Origin of the sequence: Endozoicomonas sp. SESOKO2 (genome assembly GCF_024606245.1) — a bacterium.
Lineage (GTDB): Bacteria > Pseudomonadota > Gammaproteobacteria > Pseudomonadales > Endozoicomonadaceae > Endozoicomonas_A.
The window spans coordinates 1-17,628 of the sequence record NZ_JAHHPQ010000079.1 but is presented as its reverse complement, the minus strand read 5'-3'; the positions used below and the strand labels follow the sequence as shown (position 1 = coordinate 17,628).

General features: G+C 48.9%; 9 protein-coding genes. All 9 read right to left on the bottom strand.

The features are described from left to right. Nucleotides 1–147: 147 nt before the first annotated feature. Entirely contained in the window at nucleotides 148–2,178 is a 2,031-nt protein-coding gene (locus KDK17_RS02125; RefSeq protein WP_257287234.1) for a hypothetical protein, read from the bottom strand. 170 nt (nucleotides 2,179–2,348) lie between these two features. Beyond that, nucleotides 2,349–4,523 (bottom strand): hypothetical protein, encoded by a 2,175-nt coding sequence (locus tag KDK17_RS02120; protein ID WP_257276309.1) that lies wholly within the window; start codon nucleotides 4,521–4,523, stop codon nucleotides 2,349–2,351. Nucleotides 4,524–4,653: 130 nt separating this feature from the next. Continuing rightward, a complete protein-coding gene (locus KDK17_RS02115; RefSeq protein ID WP_257276310.1) occupies nucleotides 4,654–6,717 on the bottom strand; it encodes a hypothetical protein in 2,064 nt (687 codons plus the stop codon). 108 nt (nucleotides 6,718–6,825) lie between these two features. Continuing rightward, entirely contained in the window at nucleotides 6,826–8,763 is a 1,938-nt protein-coding gene (locus KDK17_RS02110) for a hypothetical protein (RefSeq protein WP_257287233.1), read from the bottom strand. A 195-nt stretch (nucleotides 8,764–8,958) separates the two neighbouring features. Next, nucleotides 8,959–10,422 carry a hypothetical protein gene (locus KDK17_RS02105; protein ID WP_257287232.1) on the bottom strand — a complete coding sequence of 488 codons (1,464 nt, stop codon included), beginning with the start codon at nucleotides 10,420–10,422 and terminating at the stop codon, nucleotides 8,959–8,961. 454 nt (nucleotides 10,423–10,876) lie between these two features. After that, a complete protein-coding gene (locus tag KDK17_RS02100) occupies nucleotides 10,877–13,015 on the bottom strand; it encodes a hypothetical protein (RefSeq protein WP_257281754.1) in 2,139 nt (712 codons plus the stop codon). Nucleotides 13,016–13,234: 219 nt separating this feature from the next. Continuing rightward, nucleotides 13,235–15,073, bottom strand: coding sequence for a hypothetical protein (locus KDK17_RS02095; RefSeq protein ID WP_257276314.1), 1,839 nt, complete (start codon nucleotides 15,071–15,073; stop codon nucleotides 13,235–13,237). 138 nt (nucleotides 15,074–15,211) lie between these two features. Next, nucleotides 15,212–17,395: a hypothetical protein gene (locus KDK17_RS02090; protein ID WP_257287231.1), complete on the bottom strand. Its 2,184-nt coding sequence runs from the start codon at nucleotides 17,393–17,395 to the stop codon at nucleotides 15,212–15,214. Between the two features lie 46 nt (nucleotides 17,396–17,441). Continuing rightward, on the bottom strand, nucleotides 17,442–17,628 hold a 187-nt coding region (locus tag KDK17_RS02085), incomplete at its 5' end, for a hypothetical protein (protein ID WP_257287230.1).

Below are 17,628 nucleotides of genomic sequence, written 5' to 3'. Positions count from 1 at the left end.
CTCAGAAGCAGAAATTTTTATCCTCAATTTCTTGCAATCCTCGCTACGGACGCTTGATTCCGACAGGCTGCTAGCAAAGACCTTTTCTTAAAAGCAAAAGTGTCACCGGTAAAAAACATCGTTGAAGCCATGTACCGGATCCGCCCGTTACTTAGTTACTTTGCTTTCTTTAGGGCTGGGGCCATAATCCTGGTACGTACTATCAGGCCTGCGTTTTCGATCTCTTTGTTTATGATCTGACAGGGTTTGAGTGCTCTTGCAGACTGTCCCGCGTGGCTGTAGCTGGGCATTCTCTCTGATCACTGTCACTTCACAGGTTTTTCGCCTGCTGTGAGCTTTGCTTTTGTGCAACGACAGGGCCTGAGAACTCTTGCAGAGAGCCCCGCACGGCCGCGGCTGGTCATCATCCCCGACTATTTCTGCGTCACAGGTTTTTTGCCCGCTGTGGCAGTTTCTTTTGTGATCCAGCAGGGCTTTAGCACTCTTGCAGACCTTCCCGCAGGTTAGCAGCTGATGATCCTTTGTGGTCGTGATTATGTCACAGGTTTTTTGTCCGCTGTGGACTTTGTGTTTGTGATGTGAAAGGGCCAGAGAACTTTTGCAAACTTTCCCGCACGGCTGCTGTAGGCCATTTTTCCCGAAGACTGTTCTGTCACAGGTTTGTTGCCCGCTGTGTACGCCTCTTTTGTGGGTCGACAGAGATTGAACATTCTTGCAGATCATCCCGCATGGCTGTGGCTGGCCATTCTTTCCGATCACCGTCACTTCACAGGTTTTTTGCTCTGAGTGGTATCTGTATTTGTGATTGCACAGAGCTTGAACATTCTTACAGACTGTCCCGCATGATCGCGGCTGGCCATCCTTCCCAATCACGATTTTTTCACAGGTTTTTTGCTCTGTTTGGTGTTTCTTTTTGTGATTCCACAGAGCTTGAGCATTCTTACAGACTGTCCCGCATAACCGCGACTGACCTTCCCCTTCGACCAGGGTGACGCCACAGACTTTTTGCCCGGTGTGATAGCTGCTTTTATGGACCGACAGGCTCTGAGCATTCTTGTAGACCTTTCCGCACGGCCGCTGCTGACCATCCCTCCCGACCAGGGTCACATCACAGGTTTGTGGTCCAATGTGGGCTTTGCTTTTCTGATCCGACGGGGCTTGTAGGTCATAGGCAGCCCCTCCGGAAGAAAGGCGGCCTGAAGGAGAAGTTCCGATTGGGTGTCTGGGATGTGCAAGTGTACAGGAAGTCCCGTTTTCTTCTGGAAGAATATGATTGCTCAGACTGAGTAACCCGACGATTATAATTGAGTCATCAGCGGTAATGTGAGAATTCCCTTGCATTGTCACATCATCATTCAGTGATCCCACAGGGCCAGTTGGACAGGCAGCTTCTGCACTTATTAAGAGAGTAGGCTTGTCTGTCGAATTTGCTACGGGATTCAGCGGCCATGCACTGGCTCCTCTGTTCCCGGATGATGGCCGGAAACTGCAAACTCCATGACAGGGGAAGATGAAACAATTGAAACCTAAAGTATGTTGAGTTTGCTGAGGGCCTCCGTTACCGCCAACAGAGCCAGAATAGCGGAGGCTGGTGAAAGAGCCCGCAAGGTGGCTGGTAGCTCCCGGAGCTTGCTTTCCAGATGATTCTGATAGCTGTTGTGGTTGCTGGTTATGGCTATAGTCAGGCACCATAGTGATGATGGCAAACGGATCAGCTCCCCGTGTCAGCATAGATGTTGGTTCTTGTGGTTCGATTGGGTTAAACGACGGTAAATCGAGGTTCCAATCACTGTTCAAAAGCCAGCCGATAGCAACAACTACTTCTATGGCCAGCCATGAATAAGGGGTGGCGCTCATAAAGGTGTTTTTGGTGGTCAGGATCAGTTCGTAACCCGTCAGCAGATGAGTGGCGTAAAGCCATTGCCATGGAATCGATGCAGTTAGAGTCATTTTTACCTCGTAACTGTTAAACCTTTGTTGTTTATCATCAGTCGCTAAATACAGTCCGGCGTAGTCGTTTGTTTCGATAGTGTCTGGCGGATTGACCGGCAATGTAATCAGGCTACGATTTATAGAAAAGTTCTGGTTTGGAAACACTGCATTGTGTTCAAACTCGATAATAAACCATTTTGTTGAGGAGTCAGCCTGACAGACGACAGACAACAATAATATCAGCAACAGCGGTGCCGCAAAGAGTGAGTGTCTAATAATTATAACCTTGCATACGGGTGGAGAGAGAGGAAGGATAGATCAAGAAAATAAGTATTTTTTCTGTCAAAGACACTTTGTTAAAAACCAAAGGTTGTACCGGGTGAAAACTCATCGAAGCCATGTACCGGATTAGCCCGTTACTCATGCAATTTGCATTTTTTAGAGCAGGGGCCCTGGTCCCTATTATCAGGCTTCCATTTTTGATGTCTTGTTTTATGACCCGACAGGGCTTGAGCACTCCTGCAGGCTGTCTCACATAGCTGTGGCCGAGCATCCTCACTGACCACTTTAACTTCACAGGTTTTTCGCCTTCTATGGGCTTTGCTTCTGTGCGATGACAGGGCCTGAGAATTCCTGCAGAGAGCCCCGCACGGCTGCGGCTGGCCATCATCCCCGACTATTGTTGCGTCACAGGTTTTTTGGCCGCTGTGGTGGGTTCTTTTGTGATCCGACAGGGCTTTAGCATTCTTGCAGACCTTCCCGCATTGCCGCTGTAGGCCATCCTTCCCGACGACTGGTGTTTCACAGGTTTTTTTCCCGCTGTGTACGCTTCTTCTGTGAGTCGACATGAATTGAGCATTCTTGCAGATCATCCCGCATGGCCGCGGTTTGCCATCCTTTCCGACTAATGTCAGGTTGCAGGTTTGTTGCCCGCTGTGGTCTCTTCTCTTGTGATAGAATAGGTTTTGATTATTCTTGCAGACCTTGCCGCATGGCCGCGGCTGGCCATCCTCTCCAACCACTGTCATTTCACAGGTTTTTTGCTTGCTGTGTACGCTGCTTCTGTGACTCCGCAGAGATCCGGCATTCTTGCAGACCACCTCGCATGGCCGTGGCTGACCATCCTTCCCAATCACAGTCACTTCACAGGTTTGTTGCCCTGTGTGTTGTCTGTTTTTGTGATTCCACAGAGTTATAGTATTTTTGCAGACTTTCCTGCATGGCCGCAGCTGACCATCCTCTCCGACCACGATCACATCGCAGGTTTTTTGCTCTGTGTTGTGTTTCTTTTTGTGATATAACAGAGCTTGAGCATTCTTGCAGACGGTCCCGCATGGCCGCGGTTGGCCATCCCTTCCGACCACAGTGAAACTACAGGTTTTTTGCCCGGTGTGGTAGTTGCTTTTGTGAACCGACAGGGCTTTGGCATTCTTGGAGACCGTCTTGCATGGCTGCGGCTGGCCATCTCTTCCGACCATTATCATGTCACAGGCTTGCGGCTCGATGTGGCCTCTTTCTTTTTGACCCGACAGGGTTTGATGGCAATGGGTAGCGCCTCCGGAAGAAAGACGACACGAAGGTGAAGTCCCCATTGGACCTGTGGAAAGAGTAGGCGTAAAGGAAGGCCCGTTTTCTTCTGGACGACTATGATTGCCCAGACTGATTAACCTGGCGACTGTCATTGAGTCATTATCGGTGACAGGCAAATTCCCGTGCATTGTCACATCATCACTGAGTGACCCGGCAGGGGCAGTTGAACAGGCGCCTTCTGTAGTTATTAATTGTGAAGGGTTGCCTGTCGAATTTGCTTCGCAATTCAGCGGCCACTGAGTGGGTTCATCCGATAATGGCCGGAACATGCAAACGCCAAAACAGGGGAAGACGAAACAATTTAAACCGAAAGTATGCAGAAGTTGTTGAGAGCCTCCGTTTCCGCCGCCAGAGCCCGAAAACAGGAAGCTGATGAAAGAGTCTATAAGATGGCTGTTGGCTCCCGGGGCTTGCTGGCCCAATGATTCTGCCAGCTGCTGTGGTTGTTGGTTCTGACCAGAGCCAAACATCATAGTGATGGTGGCAAACGGGTGGTCCTCCCGTGTCCGCATAGCTGTTACTTCTTGTTGTTCAATCGGGTTAAACGAAGTTGAATCGGGGTTCAAAGAGCTTTTCAAGAGCCAGCCGACGATAACAACGAAGACTTCTACAGGTAAACATGAGTAAGGGTGGGAGCTCAGAAGGGAGTTGGTGGTCTGGATCAGTTCGTAACCGACCAACAGATGAGTGGCGTAAATCCATTGCCATGAAATTGATTCAATAAGAGTCGTTTTTACCCGGTAACTGTTAAATCTGTGTCGTCTGTCATCAGGCGTTAAATCCAGTCTTGTATAGTCCTTTGTGTCAGTGATGTCTGACGGGTTGCCGAATAATGTACTCAGGCCATGCTTTATAGAAAAGCTGTGGTTTGGAAATGCTGCATTGTGTTCAAACGTGGCAATAAACCGTTCTGCCAAGGGTTCGGCCTGACAGGCGACAGACAACAACAATACCAGAAACAGCAGTGCCGTTAAGAATGAGTGTCTAATAATTCTATCCATTTGTTCCAGTGGCCAGAGGGATAGGATAGATCAAGAAAATAAACGTGTTTTCCTTTCTAAGATCCTTTGCTGGAAACTAAAGGTTGTACTGGGCAAAAACTTGTGAAAGGTCAGTTGCCAGACCAGATCTTCACATCTTCACTTTACCCTCCTGAGAACTCGGTGCATTGTCCTGGCTTACATCAAAAGGCTTGCGTTTTCGGTGCATTCTTTTGTGCTCAGACAGAACTTTAGCACTCTTGCAGACTTTACCGCACGGGTATTGAACCCCATCAGGCCCGACCAATGTTACGTCGCAGGTTTTTTGCCCGGAGTGAAGTCTCCTTTTGTGATCCGACAGGGCTTGAATACTCCTGCAGTCCACCCCACATGACTGCTGCTGGCCAAGCTTCCCGACCACAGTTTCATCGCAGGTTTTTTGCCCGGAGTGATGTCTCCTTCTATGATCCGACAGGGCTTGAGCACTCTTGCAGACTGCACCGCATGAACGCTGCTGGCCATCCGCTCCAAACACAGTTTTGTCACAGGTTTTTTGCCCTGAGTGGAGTTTTCTTTTGTGATCCAACAAAGTTCTCAGATTATTGCAGACGTTCCCGCATGATCGCTGATGGCCATCTTTTGTGATCACGGTTGCGTCACAGATCTGTTGCCCGCTGTGCTCTCTTCTTTTGTGATCCGCCAGATCGCGAGCAGTTCTGTAGGTCCTCCCGCATAGCCGTCGCTGACCATCCTCCCCGACTAAAGCCACTTCGCAGGTTTTGTGCCTGCAGTGGGCTTTCATTTTGTGATACGAAAGAGATTGGGCATTCCTGCAGACCTTTCCACATAGCCGCTGTTGGCCATCCGCTCCGACTAAAGTCACGCCACAGGTTTTTCGTCCGCTGTGGATGTTGCTTTTGTGAGAAGAGAGGACCCGAGCATTCTTGCAGACGGTCCCACATGGTCGCTGCCGACCATCCTTCCCAACCACGGTCACGTGACAGATTTGTTGCCCGGAGTAGTCTCTGCTTCTGTGATTCAACAGGACTTTAGCATTCTTGCGGACTGTCCCACATGGGCGCTGCTGGCCACCCTCCTCAACCACTGTTACTTCCCAGTTTGTTTGCCCATTGTGGTCTGAGGTCTGGACTGCGCCTGTCTGGAAAAGGTGGGGTTGGCCCCGACTAAATTGGGTTGATTCAGTATTTATTTGTTGTGTTTTTGGATGGATAAGCGTAAAGAAAAACTGGTCATTTTCGAGAAGACTCTGTAGGCCGGGTGACTCATCATTGACTACAAAATCATTAGTATTGAAAGACAAATTGCCGAGTATGGTCAAATTATTATTGAATGGCCCGCTATCTAAGGTTTTATGGACGATGCCTGCACTCATCGAGTCTGAGGCGACCTCGCTTATGGAGTTTTCATCAATGTCATGAGCCTGTGGCTCACATTGTTCATCAGAATTCGATGCTCTGCTATCGGATGATGGTCGGAAATTACAAACGCCACGACAGCTATGGACGAAACAATTTAAGCCTAAAGTGTGTGAGTGTTGTTGGGGATCTTTTCTGTTACCGTCGTCAGATTCAGAATACAAGAGGTGAGTGAAAGGGCCTGTAAAGTGGACAGTTGCTATTGGGGTATGCTGCGCTGATGATTCTGATGGCTGACTTTGTTGTTGGTCTTGTTCAGAGCCATACATCATAGTGGTGATCGCAAACGGGTGATTCTGGTTCGTCTCTTGTTCAATTGGGTTAAACAGTGGTGAATCGTGGTTCCAATAGCTTTGAAAAAGCCAGACGACAACGACAAGCAATTCTTCAGGTAGCGATGAATAAGAGGTGAAGCTCTGAGGGGCGTCTTTGTTGGTCAGGATCACTTCGTAGGCAATCAGCAGATAACTGGCGTAAAGCCATTGCCAGGAAATCGAATCAATAAGGGATCTTCTTATCCTGTAACTGAAAGTTCGGTGCCGGTTGTTATCAAGCGTCGAACCTGATCCTGAATAGTCGTTTTTGTTGGCAATATCTGACTGGCTGTCTGGCAGTGTGTTCTGGGCATGTTTTACAAAAAATCCCTGATTTGAAAAAACTGCCTTCTGTTCTACGTCGACAATAAAATATTCTGTCAATACTTTGGCTTGACAGAAGGCAGACGATAACAGTGTCAGCAGTAATGCCGAAAAGAGAGAGTGCTTAATAACTCTATCCACCCTGGTCCACATCATAAGACTTGCGTTTTGGATACATTCTTTTGTGGTCCGAAAAGGTTTTAGCATTGTTGCAGATCTTTCAGCATAGTCGCGGTCAATATTCAGCTCCTAATCAACAGTTTTGCGTTTTAGATGTACTCTTTTGTGATTCATGAGGGCTTTAGCACTGCTGCAGACCTTTCCACATAGCCGCTGCTGGTCATCCGCTCCGACCACTGTTTCATTACAGGTTTGCTGCCCGGTGTGGCATCTGCTTTTGTGGTCGTAAAGGGCTCGATTATTCTTGCAGACCTTGCAGCATAGCCACCGCTGACCATCCTCCCCGACTACCGTTTCGTGACAGGTTCTTTGCCCGCTGTGGTATCTGCTTTTGTGAGTTGTCAGTGCTTTGGCATTTTTGCTTATCTTCCCACATGGCCTCTGCTGACCATCCTCCCCTGTCACTGCCACGTGACAGGTTTTGTGTCCGGTGTGGTAACCGCTTTTGTGGTTGGACAGGGTTATGTGCTTTCCCCAGACCCTTCCGCATGGCCGCGGTTGGCCATCTTCTCCAACCACTGTTACGTCACAGTTTTTTTGCTCACTATGCCCATTTCCTCTGTGAAGCCGCAGGGCTTGAACATTTTTGCAGATCTTTCCGCATAGCCGTTGCTGACCATCCTCCCGTTGCACCATCACGTCACAGACTCTTTGCCCGCTGTGATATCTGTTTTTGTGAGTAGAGAGAGCTTGCAGATTTTTGCTGAGTGTCCCACATGGTCTCTGGTGGCCATCCTCCCAGACCACCATCACATCACAGATCTTTTGCCCGGTATGGGCAATTCTTTTGTGATCCGACAGGGCTTTGGCATGCTTGCAGACCTTTCCGCATGGCTGTTGCTGACCATCCTCCCGCTCCACCATCAGGTAACAGGTTTGTTGCCCGGTGTGGTATTTGCTTTTGTGAACTGACAGAGCTTTGGCACTATTGCAGATCCTCCCGCATGGGCACAGCTGGCTGTCCTCTCCGGATACTGTCGCGTCACAGGCTGATTGCCCGGCAGCGTCAGTTGTAAAGCTTGTCTCTGCTCTCAATGAATCTAAGGTGAGTTCATCTCCAGGATCACTGTTATTGGCTGGGGGGGCATCAATGCTATGCGGCTGTTGCTGCTGCGGTTGAGATTGAAATAGTTGACCAAAATCGTATTGACGTTCAATGGCAGGGATATCTTGCCATATGTCTAAAGGCGCGGTTTGCTGCTGACGTGTACCGATTACAGAACCAAAATGACTCATGCAGCTAAAGCAGTATCCATTGGCCAAATGGGCGCATGGGCTTTGTCCGGCGTTCGGCGGACGATCGGCGGGCTCTCCGCTATCGGATGATGGTCGAAAAATACAAACGTCATGACAGGGATGGACGAAACAATTTAAACCCAAAGTATGTGAGTGTTGTTGAGAACCTCCGTTACCACCGTCATAATCAGTAGTATTCAGGGGGCTGATGAAAGAGCCTGTAAGGCGGGTGGTTGCCCCTGAGGTTTCCTGACTGGATGATCCCGGTGGTTGGTTTTGTGGTTTGCTATGTCCTGAGGCCAACATCATTGTGATGGTGGCAAACAAGTGATTTCCCTGTTTCAGTAAAGATGTTGCCTCTTGTTGTTTGATCAGGTTAAACGACGGCAAATCGGAGTTCCAATAGTTTTTTAAAAGCCAGCCGAGGACAACAACCACTTCTGCAGGTAACCATGAATAAGGGGTGGAATTTGAAGGAAGGTTTTCGGTGGTCAGGATCGGTCCGTAACCCACCAACAGATGAGTGGCATAAAGCCATAGCCAGAAATTCGATTCAATAAGGGTTGTTTTTGCCCCGTAAACTGATTTGTCATCAGGCGATGAATCTGATTCTTCATAACCGTCCTTGTTGGTAATATCTGCTGGGCTGTCTGGCAGCGTTTGCCGGTCACGCTTTACAGAAAAGATCTGGTCTGGAGAACCTGCTTTCTGCTCAAACTCGACAACAAAGCGTCTCGTCAGCGGTTGAGCCTGACAGGTTGAAAACGACAATTGTAGTAAAAATAGCAGTACCACAAAGAATGAGTGTTTAATAATTCTATCGCTGCATTCTGGTTAACAGAGAGGAAGGATAGATCAAGAAAAGGAGTCTGTTTTTCTATCAAAAACCTTTTGTTAAAAACCAAAGTCAGCACTGCGAAAAACCTTATTAAAGGGAGGGTGTCAAATCAAGGGTTGGGGGCAAGATCAACAGGTTTGCGTTTTCGATGTCTTCTTTTGTGATCCAGAAGGGCTCTGGCATTTTTGCAGACCTTTGTGCATTGCCGCTGCTGGCCGTCTTCCCCGACCACTGTTTCGCCAAAGGCTTTTGCCCGGTGTGGTGTTTTTTTTGTGATTTGCCATTAGTACAGCATTCTTAAAGACCATTCCACATTTTTGCTGACCATCCTTCCCTACCGCGAGCAGGTTACAGATTTTTTGCCCGGTGTGGTATCTGCTTTTGTGATCCGTCAGGGCCAGGGCACTTCTGCAGACATTGCCGCATGGCCGCTGCTGGCCATCCTTCCCGACCACTGTTGCGTCGCAGATTTTTTGTCCGGTGTGGCATCTTCTTTTGTGATCCGAGAGGGCTTTAATACTGTTGAAGAGCCTTCCACATGGTCGTTGCTGACCGTTCTTCATGTCCGCCGTCTCGCCACAGGTTTGTTGCCCGGTGCTGTCTGTTCTTTTGCGGTTCGGTAGGGCTTGTTGGCAATCAGGTGAAGTCCCCATTGGATATGTGGAATCGGTCAGCGAACAGGAAACCCTGTTTTTTTCAGGAAGTGTATTATTACTCAGACTGAGTAACCCGTGGATTATAATCGAGTCATTAGCGGCGACAAGCAAACTCCATTGCCTTGGCTTACTGAGTGGCTCGACAGGGTCAGTTATACAGACTGCTTTTGCACTCATTAACTGTGAAGATTTGTCTGTCGAACTTTCTTCAGCATTTAGCGGCCAATTATTGGACCTTCTGTCATCGGATGATGGTCGGTAACTGCAAATGCCATGACAGGGATGGAGGAAACAATTTAATCCCAAAGTATGAGAGTGTTCTTGAGGATTTCCGTTACCGCCATCATAGTCAGTAGTATTCAGTGGGTGGGTAAAAGAGCCAGTCAGTTGAGTGGTTGCTCCTGAAGTTATCTGACAGGATGATTCTATTTGCTGACCTTGTGGTGGGTTATGTCCAGAACCCGGCATCATAGTCATGGTGGCAGAGGGTTGATCCTGACTGGTCTCTTTTTGTTTGATCGGGTTAAAAAACGGTGATGCCGGGTTCCAATAGTTTTTTAAAAGCCAGCCGACAGCGACAAACACTTCTTCAGGTAGCCATGAATAAGGAGCTGAGTTTGGAGAGATGTTTTTGGTAGTCAGTATCAGTTCGTAACCCACTAACAGGTGTGTGGCATGAAGCCATCGCCATGAAATCGACTCAATAAGTGTCGTTTTTATCCAGCAGTCATTTTTGTTATAAGGTGTTGAATCCAGTACTGCATGGTCGTTTATGTCGGTCGTGTCTGACGGGCTGTCTGGCAATATATGTTGGCCACGCTTTATAGAAAAGCTCTGGTTGGGAGAACCTTTTTTCTGTTCAAACTCAACAACAAAATGTCTTGTCAACGTTTGAGCCTGACAGATGACAAACGACATCTGTAGCAGTATCAACATTACCATAAAGAGTGAGTGTTTAATGATTCTATCCTTGCGTTCACGTTTACAGAAAAGAAGGATAGATCAAGAAAAAAAATGTGTTTCCTACCAAAAAGCTCTTTGTAGGGGACAATTTCGTAACGAATCTTGATATAAAAGACACCATCCATTTAACGACCATTCTGGCAATATCATCAAGCTCCATGCCACTCCGGTCGAAGAAGCGCTTGAGACGTTAACGCGCGGAGTCGGTCTCGGTGCCCCATAGTTGGGGCAGTACGGGACAGGTTGACTGAACCCATCTGGATGAGACCAAAAATAACCAGCGTAATTAAGGTCAATACGGGATTGATGCCAGCCAAGAGGGGTTTTAAGGTGCTTTGTCTCGAAATTGTCCCCTACAGAGCAAGAAACTTTTGTTAAAAATCAAAGTCAGCGCCGGGAAACACCTCATGAAAGGGCTGGAGTCAGATCAAAGACCAGGGGCATCATTACGGTCCAGAGCAACAGGCTTGGGTTTTTGATGCACTTTTTTGTGATTCGACAGTGCTTGAACATTCTTGCAGACCTTCCCGCATGGCTGCTGCTGGCCATCTTCCCTGACCACTGTCACGTCACAAGCTTTCTGACTGCTGTGGAATTTGCTTTTGTGATCTGACAGACTTTTGGCATCCTTGCAAACCTTTACGCATGGTCGCAGCTTGCCATCCTCCCCAACCACTTTCCTGTCGCAGGCTTTTGGCCCGGTGTGGGTTTTTGATCTGTGATCTGCCAAGGCACGAGCATTCTGGCAGACTTTCCCGCATGCCCGTTGATGACCATCCTCTCCGACTACTGTCTTGTTGCAGGTTTTGCGCCCTGTGTGATACCTGCTTTTGTGAGACGCCAGAGCTTTTCTATTCTTACAGACCTTGCCGCATGGCCGCGGCTGGTCATCCTTACCGACCACGCTCATGACACAGGTTTGTTTTCCGCAGTGTTCTTTTCTTTTGTGATCACCGAGGGCTATAGTGCCCAGGCAGGCTTTCCCGCATGGCCGTTGCTGACCATCCTCCCCGAGCACGCTCACGGTACAGGTTGTTTGCCGGATGTGCGCTCTTCTCGTGTGATCCTTCAGGGCGCGAGCGTTTTTGCTGAACGTCCCGCATGGTCGCATCTGGCCATCCTTCCCGAGCATAATCACACCGCAGGTTTGTGGCCCGGTATGGTCTCTTTTTTTATGATCCCGCAAGGCGTAAACATTCCTGAGAACCTTCCCGCATGGTCGCAGCTGGCCATCCTCTCCGAACACTGTTTCGTCACAGGTTAGTGGTTTGCTATGGGCGTTTCTTTTGTGATCCCCCAGGGCTTGAGTATTTTTGCAGGTCTTCCGGCATGGCCACAACTGACCATCCTTCCCGGCAATGATCACATTGCAGGTTCTTGACCTGCCGCCGACATTTCGTTTGTGATGCGACAGTGTTCGTCGGCAAGGTGTCTTTGTTAATTCAGCAGTCTCGTGTGTTATCAGGGCTTGTGCTGTGTCTGCCCGGGAAAGATGAGATTGGGTCTGACCCAATTGGGATGATTCGGTGGTTGTTTGTCCTGTTTCTGAAGTCACCACTGGGGGAGTGGACTGGGGAAATGTAAAAGAAATCCCGATTTCTTCGAGAAGTTCAGGTAAATAGAACGACTCGGAAGTCTCCGTTGTACAGCCGTACACCGTGCTCGATGAGTGCTGGGAATATGTGGTGTTTACAGGATCAACATAGCCTAAGCAACGAAGACAGCGTCCATTGGCCGAATGGGGGCATGAGCTTCGTCCGGGTGTTGTTTCTGTATGAACCGTCGAACTGTCTGCGGAATTAAGCGACCATTCAGTGAGCTGTCTACAGTCGGGTGAGAGTCGGAATCGACAAATACCATAACAGGGAAAGACGAAACAATTTAAGTCCAGGGTATGTAGAGGTTTTTGAGGGCCTCCGTTGCCGCCGCCTGAGTCAGAATAGAAGAGGCTAATGAAATAGCCTGCAGGTTCGGCGGCTCCCGGGGCTCGCTGCCCCGATGGTTCTAATGCCCGGGCTTGTGGTTGGTCTTGTCTATAGCCCGACATAGTAATGATTGTCACAAACGAATGATCCCCCGGTGTCAGCACAGGTCTTGCCTCTTGTTGTTCCATCGGTTTAAACAGCGGTGAATCTGGGCTCCAATAGCTTCTTAAAAGCCAACCGACAGCAACAAACACTTCAACAGGAGTCCGTGAATAAAGGCTGGAGCTCAGAGCGGCGTTTTTGATCAGGATCGGTTCGCAACCGGCCAGTAGATGGGTTGTGTAGAACCATGGCCATGCAATCGACTTAATAATGGTTGTTTTTACTCCGCAGCCGCTCAGTCTGTGCGGTTGGTCGTCAGGCGGCGAATCTGATCCCGGATCGACGTTGGTGCCGTCAATGTCTGACTGATTGTCCGGCAACGTATACCGGTCACGCTTTATAGAAAAGCTCTGGTTTGGAGAATCTGTTTTCTGTTCAAACTCGACAACAAAATGTCTTGTCAACGATTGAGCCTTGTTGGTGACAGGCAACAGGATGAGCAGCAAAAGCAGTGTTGCAGAGAGTAAATGTTTAATCATTCTATCCTTGCGTTCTGGTTTACTGAGCAAGGATAGATCAAGAGAATAAGCGTGTTTTTCTGTTAAAGGCCTTATTATATAAAACCATTGAAGTGTTAATGCATTCGTTGGCGAACCCGGACAGCGTGATCACGAGTCATCTCGCGGATAGATGGATCTCTTTGGGCGCTCTTTTAGACGAGCAGTGCCTTTTTGTATTTCTATTCATGGGGTATTAGATCAATTGTTACTCACACTTTCTTTTTGGGGGCTGTGGTCACTGTCCTTATTCACACCACAAAGCTTGCGTTTTCGATGTATTTTTCTGTGATCCGTCAGGGCTCTGGAATTTTTGCAAACCTTTCCGCATGGCCACTGCTTGCCATCGACTCCGACCACTTTTACGTCACAGGTTTGTTGGCTGGTGTGGTTACTTCTTTTGTGATCCGACAGGGCTTGAGCATTCCTGTAGACTTTTCCGCATCGTCTCAACAGACCATCTTCCCCGAACACCGCCACTTTACAGACTTGTCGCTCGGTGTGGTCTTTTCTTTTGTGATCCGACAAGGCTCTGCTACTACTGCAGACCGTATCGCACGGGTGCATCACGCCATCCGCTCCGATTACTGTTTTGACGCAGATTTGTTGTCCGCTGTGCTCTCTTCTTTTGTGATCCGTCAGAGTGCCAGCATTCTTGCAGACCATTCCGCAAGGTCGCGGCTTACCATCCTTCCCGACCACGTTATCGACACAGGTTCGTTGTCCACTATGGATTCTACTTTTGTGAGATGACAAAGATAGAGCGTTCTTGAAGGTTATTCCACATAGCTGCCGCTGGCCATCCTTACCGACCATAGTAAACTGACAGATTAGTCGTCCGCTGTGGTCTTTCCTTCTGTGATCCGCCAGGGCTCCACTATTCTTGCAAGTCTTTCCGCATAGCCGGGTCTGACCTTTTTCCCCGACTACGATCAAGGTACAGGTTTTTTGCTTGCTGTTGCAGTTGCTTTTACAATCCAACAGGGTTTGTTGGCGATCTGTCGATCCGAACATAACATTCTTAGTGGCACCAGAGGCCTGTACCGGGGCTGTCTGGGAAAGATGAGGTTGGCTCTGACCGAATTGGGATGGCTCAGTGGTTGTTTGTGTTTCTGAAGTCCAAAATGGGTGTATAAGCGTGTCAGAATTAGAAGAGATCCCGTCCCCTTCCTGAAGATCAGGTAAATAGAGTGGCCCGGAAGTATCCATTGTAAAGGCGCCCACCGTGCTCAATGGGTCTTGGGAATATCTGGGGTATAAAGGATAAGCATGGCTTGAGTAAAGAAAACAGTCTCCATCGAACGGATGTGGGCGTGAGCCTTGTCCGGGTGTGACTCCTGTCGAACTTTCTGCGGAATTCAGCGACCATTTAGCGAGCTTTCTGCTACCGGATGACGGTCGGAATTGGCAGACGCCACGACAGGGGTGGACGAAACAATTTAAATCCAAAGTATGTGAGTGTTCCTGAGGGCCTCCGATGCCGCCGCCAGAGCCAGAATAAAGGAGGGCAGTGAAAGAGCCCGTAGGGTGAATGTTGGTTGCAGGGGCTTGCAGGCCGGATAATTCTGATGTTTGGTCTTTTTGTTGGTCATGCCCAGAGCCATGCACCATAGTGATGATGGCAAACGGTTTATCCTGACTCGTTTCTTGTTGTTCAATCGTGTTAAGAAATGATGAAATGGGCTTCCAATGGTTTTTTAAAAGCCACCCAACAGCGACAACCGCCTCTAAAGGAAACCATGAATAAGGGATGAGGCACAGGGGAGACTCTTTGGTGGTCAGGCTCAGTTCGTAACCAACCAGTAGATGAGTGGCATAAATTAATTGCCGCAAAATTGACTCAGTCAAGGTCGTTCTTACCCCATAACCGCCGGGTCTCTGTGATTTGACATCAGGGGGAGAGTCCGTTCCTGCATTGCCGCTTGTGTTGGTAATATCTGGTGGTGTGCCCGGAAAAGTAAGCCGACCACGTTTTATAGAAATGCTCTGGGATGAAGAATTTGCTTTCTGTTCAAACTCGACAATAAAATGTTCTGTCATTGGTTGGGCCTGACAGACGACAGCCAGGGTCAATAGCAGTGACAGTGCCGTTAAGAGTATATGTCTAATGATTCTGTCCTTGCATTCTGGTTTACAGAGAGGAAGGATAGACCATCTCATTAAAGAGCAGTTGTCAGATCAAGGGCTGAGGTCACGGTTATTGTTTTGATCAACAGGCTTGCGTTTTCGATGTATTCTTTTGTGATTCATCAGAGATAGAATGTTATTGCAGACCGCCCCGCACGGCCGTGACTGGCCATCTTGCCCGGTTACAATCTCGTCACAGGTTTGTTGATAGGTGTGGGCTTTTCTTTTGTGGTGATACAAGGCCTGGGCATGCTTGAATACTATCCCGCATAGCCGGTGCTGACCATCTTTCCAAAGCACCTTCAGATTACAGGTTTGTTGTCCGGTGTGGTATCTGCTTTTGTGGGATGACAGCGCCTGGGCATGCTTTAAGACCTTCCCGCATGACCGCTGCTGACCGTCTTCATCGACCATGATCACGTTACAGGTTCGTTGGCCGCTGTGGGCGTTTCTTTTGTGACTCGCCAGGGTTTTAGCACTTCTGAGGACCATTCCGCATGGTCGCTGCTGGCCATCTTCACCGATCACGGGCGCGTAACAGGTTTGTTGCTCACTGTGGCTGGCTCGTTTGTGATCCGACAGAGCGCAGGTATTCAAACAGACCTTGCCGCATGGTCGTGGCTGGCCGTCTTCGCCGATCAATATCACCTGACAGATTTTTTTTCTGCTGTGGGCTCTGCTTTTGTGAGACGAGAGGGTTTTAGAATTCTTGCAGACCCTGCCGCATGGTCGCGGCTGCCCATCCTCCCCCATCTCTGTCACCATACAGGTTTGTGGCCCACTGTGATCTCTGCTTTTGTGATCCCACATAGTTTGAGCATTCTTGAAGACCCTCCCGCATGGGCGCTGCTGGCCGTCCTCCCAGACCACTGCCACGCAGGTCTTTTGCCCGCTGTGGAATCTGCTTTTATGGCATGACAGGGCTGGAGCATTCTTGAAGACTCTTCCGCATATTCGCTGCCGACCATCGTTGGTGACCACGGCCACGTCACAGGTTCGTTTCCTGGTGTCGCGGGCTGTTCTTCTTACACGAGCCGATAAGGTTACAGAACTCTTGCAGATCATGTCGGATGGCCGCAGCTGGCCATCTTCTGCGATCACTATCTGGTCACAGATGGTTTGCTCGACAGCTTCTGTGTTACGGTCCACCCTAAAGCCCACTGAGTCTGAGGCGACCCCGTCTGAGGCGACCCCGTCTGAGGAGACCCCGTCTGAGGAGACCCCGTCTGAGGAGACCCTGTCTGAGGCGACCCTGTCTGAGGCGACCCCTTCTAAGGTGTTCCCACCCATAGAGTTGCCGCCAGTGGTTGGGTTGCTACCTATGTCATAAGCTTGCGGCGGAAATAGTGGGTCTGAATCGTATTGGAGTTGAATAGCAGGGAGATCAACCAATACATCGAAAGGCGAGGTTTGTCGGGAATGTTCAATGTCCCAGTGACCTATGTCACTAAAGCAATGATCATCAGGCAAATTGGGGTATGAGCTTACATAAGAGTTCAGCAACCATTCACTGAGTTCGCTGCTCATGGACGATTGCGGGAATTGACAAATGCCATGACAGGGAAATACGAAACAATTCAAACCCAGGGTATGGTGGTGGTGTTGAGGGTCACCGTTACCGCCGCCGTAGTCAGTATTCAAGGTGCTGCTGAAAGAGCCTGCCGGGTGCAGTGGTGCTATTGCAGTGTCCTGAACGGATGATTTTGATGACTGCCCTTGTGACTGTTGTCCAGAACCCAACATCATAGTGATGCTCTCAAATGGTTGATTTCCCTGTGTCAGCATAGATGTTGCCTCTTGTCGTTCAGCCGGGCTAAGTAACGGGAAGTCGGGGTTCCAATGGCTTTTCAAAAGCCAACCAACAGCGACAACTAGTTCTATAAGTACCCATGAATAAGGAGAGCTTAGAGGGGTTTCCTTCGTTGTCAGGTTCAGTTCGTAGGCAATTAGCAGATGAGTAGTGTAAGACCATTGCCAGGGAAGCGACTCAATAGTGGTCGTTTTTACCTCGTAACCGTCTGGTCTGTGTCGTTTGTCATCAGGAAGAGAGGCTGACTTTTCAGAGCCGTTTGTATCGGTAATGTCTGACGAGTTGACTGGCAACGCGCGGCGCTCAAGCTTTATAGAAAAGCCTTGGTTTTGGGAAGTTGCATTCTGTTCAAGATCGACTACAAAACGTTCTGTTAACGCTTGGGCCTGACAGGCGACAGATAACGTCAGTAAATGCAATAGCATTATTGCAAAGAGAGATTGTTTAATAATTCTATCCTTACTTTTTGACTTACAGAAGGCAAGGATAGATCAATAAAATGAGTGTGTTTTCTGTCAAGGACCTAATCTTCTGTAGGGGAGGATTTCGTAAGGAATTGCCAGTGGAAGATTGATTTGAGTGAACTTCGGGTGCCATCCAGTAAACGACCATTCTGGCAATATCATCAAGCTCCATGCCACTCCGGGCGAAGAAGCGC

Excerpts from the sequence above, each read along its gene's own strand:
- KDK17_RS02120 (WP_257276309.1), bottom strand. The coding sequence starts at position 4,523 with ATGGATAGAATTATTAGACACTCATTCTTAACGGCACTGCTGTTTCTG.
- KDK17_RS02105 (WP_257287232.1), bottom strand. The coding sequence starts at position 10,422 with ATGTTGATACTGCTACAGATGTCGTTTGTCATCTGTCAGGCTCAAACG.
- KDK17_RS02100 (WP_257281754.1), bottom strand. The coding sequence starts at position 13,015 with ATGATTAAACATTTACTCTCTGCAACACTGCTTTTGCTGCTCATCCTG.
- KDK17_RS02095 (WP_257276314.1), bottom strand. The coding sequence starts at position 15,073 with ATGACAGAACATTTTATTGTCGAGTTTGAACAGAAAGCAAATTCTTCA.
- KDK17_RS02090 (WP_257287231.1), bottom strand. The coding sequence starts at position 17,395 with ATGCTATTGCATTTACTGACGTTATCTGTCGCCTGTCAGGCCCAAGCG.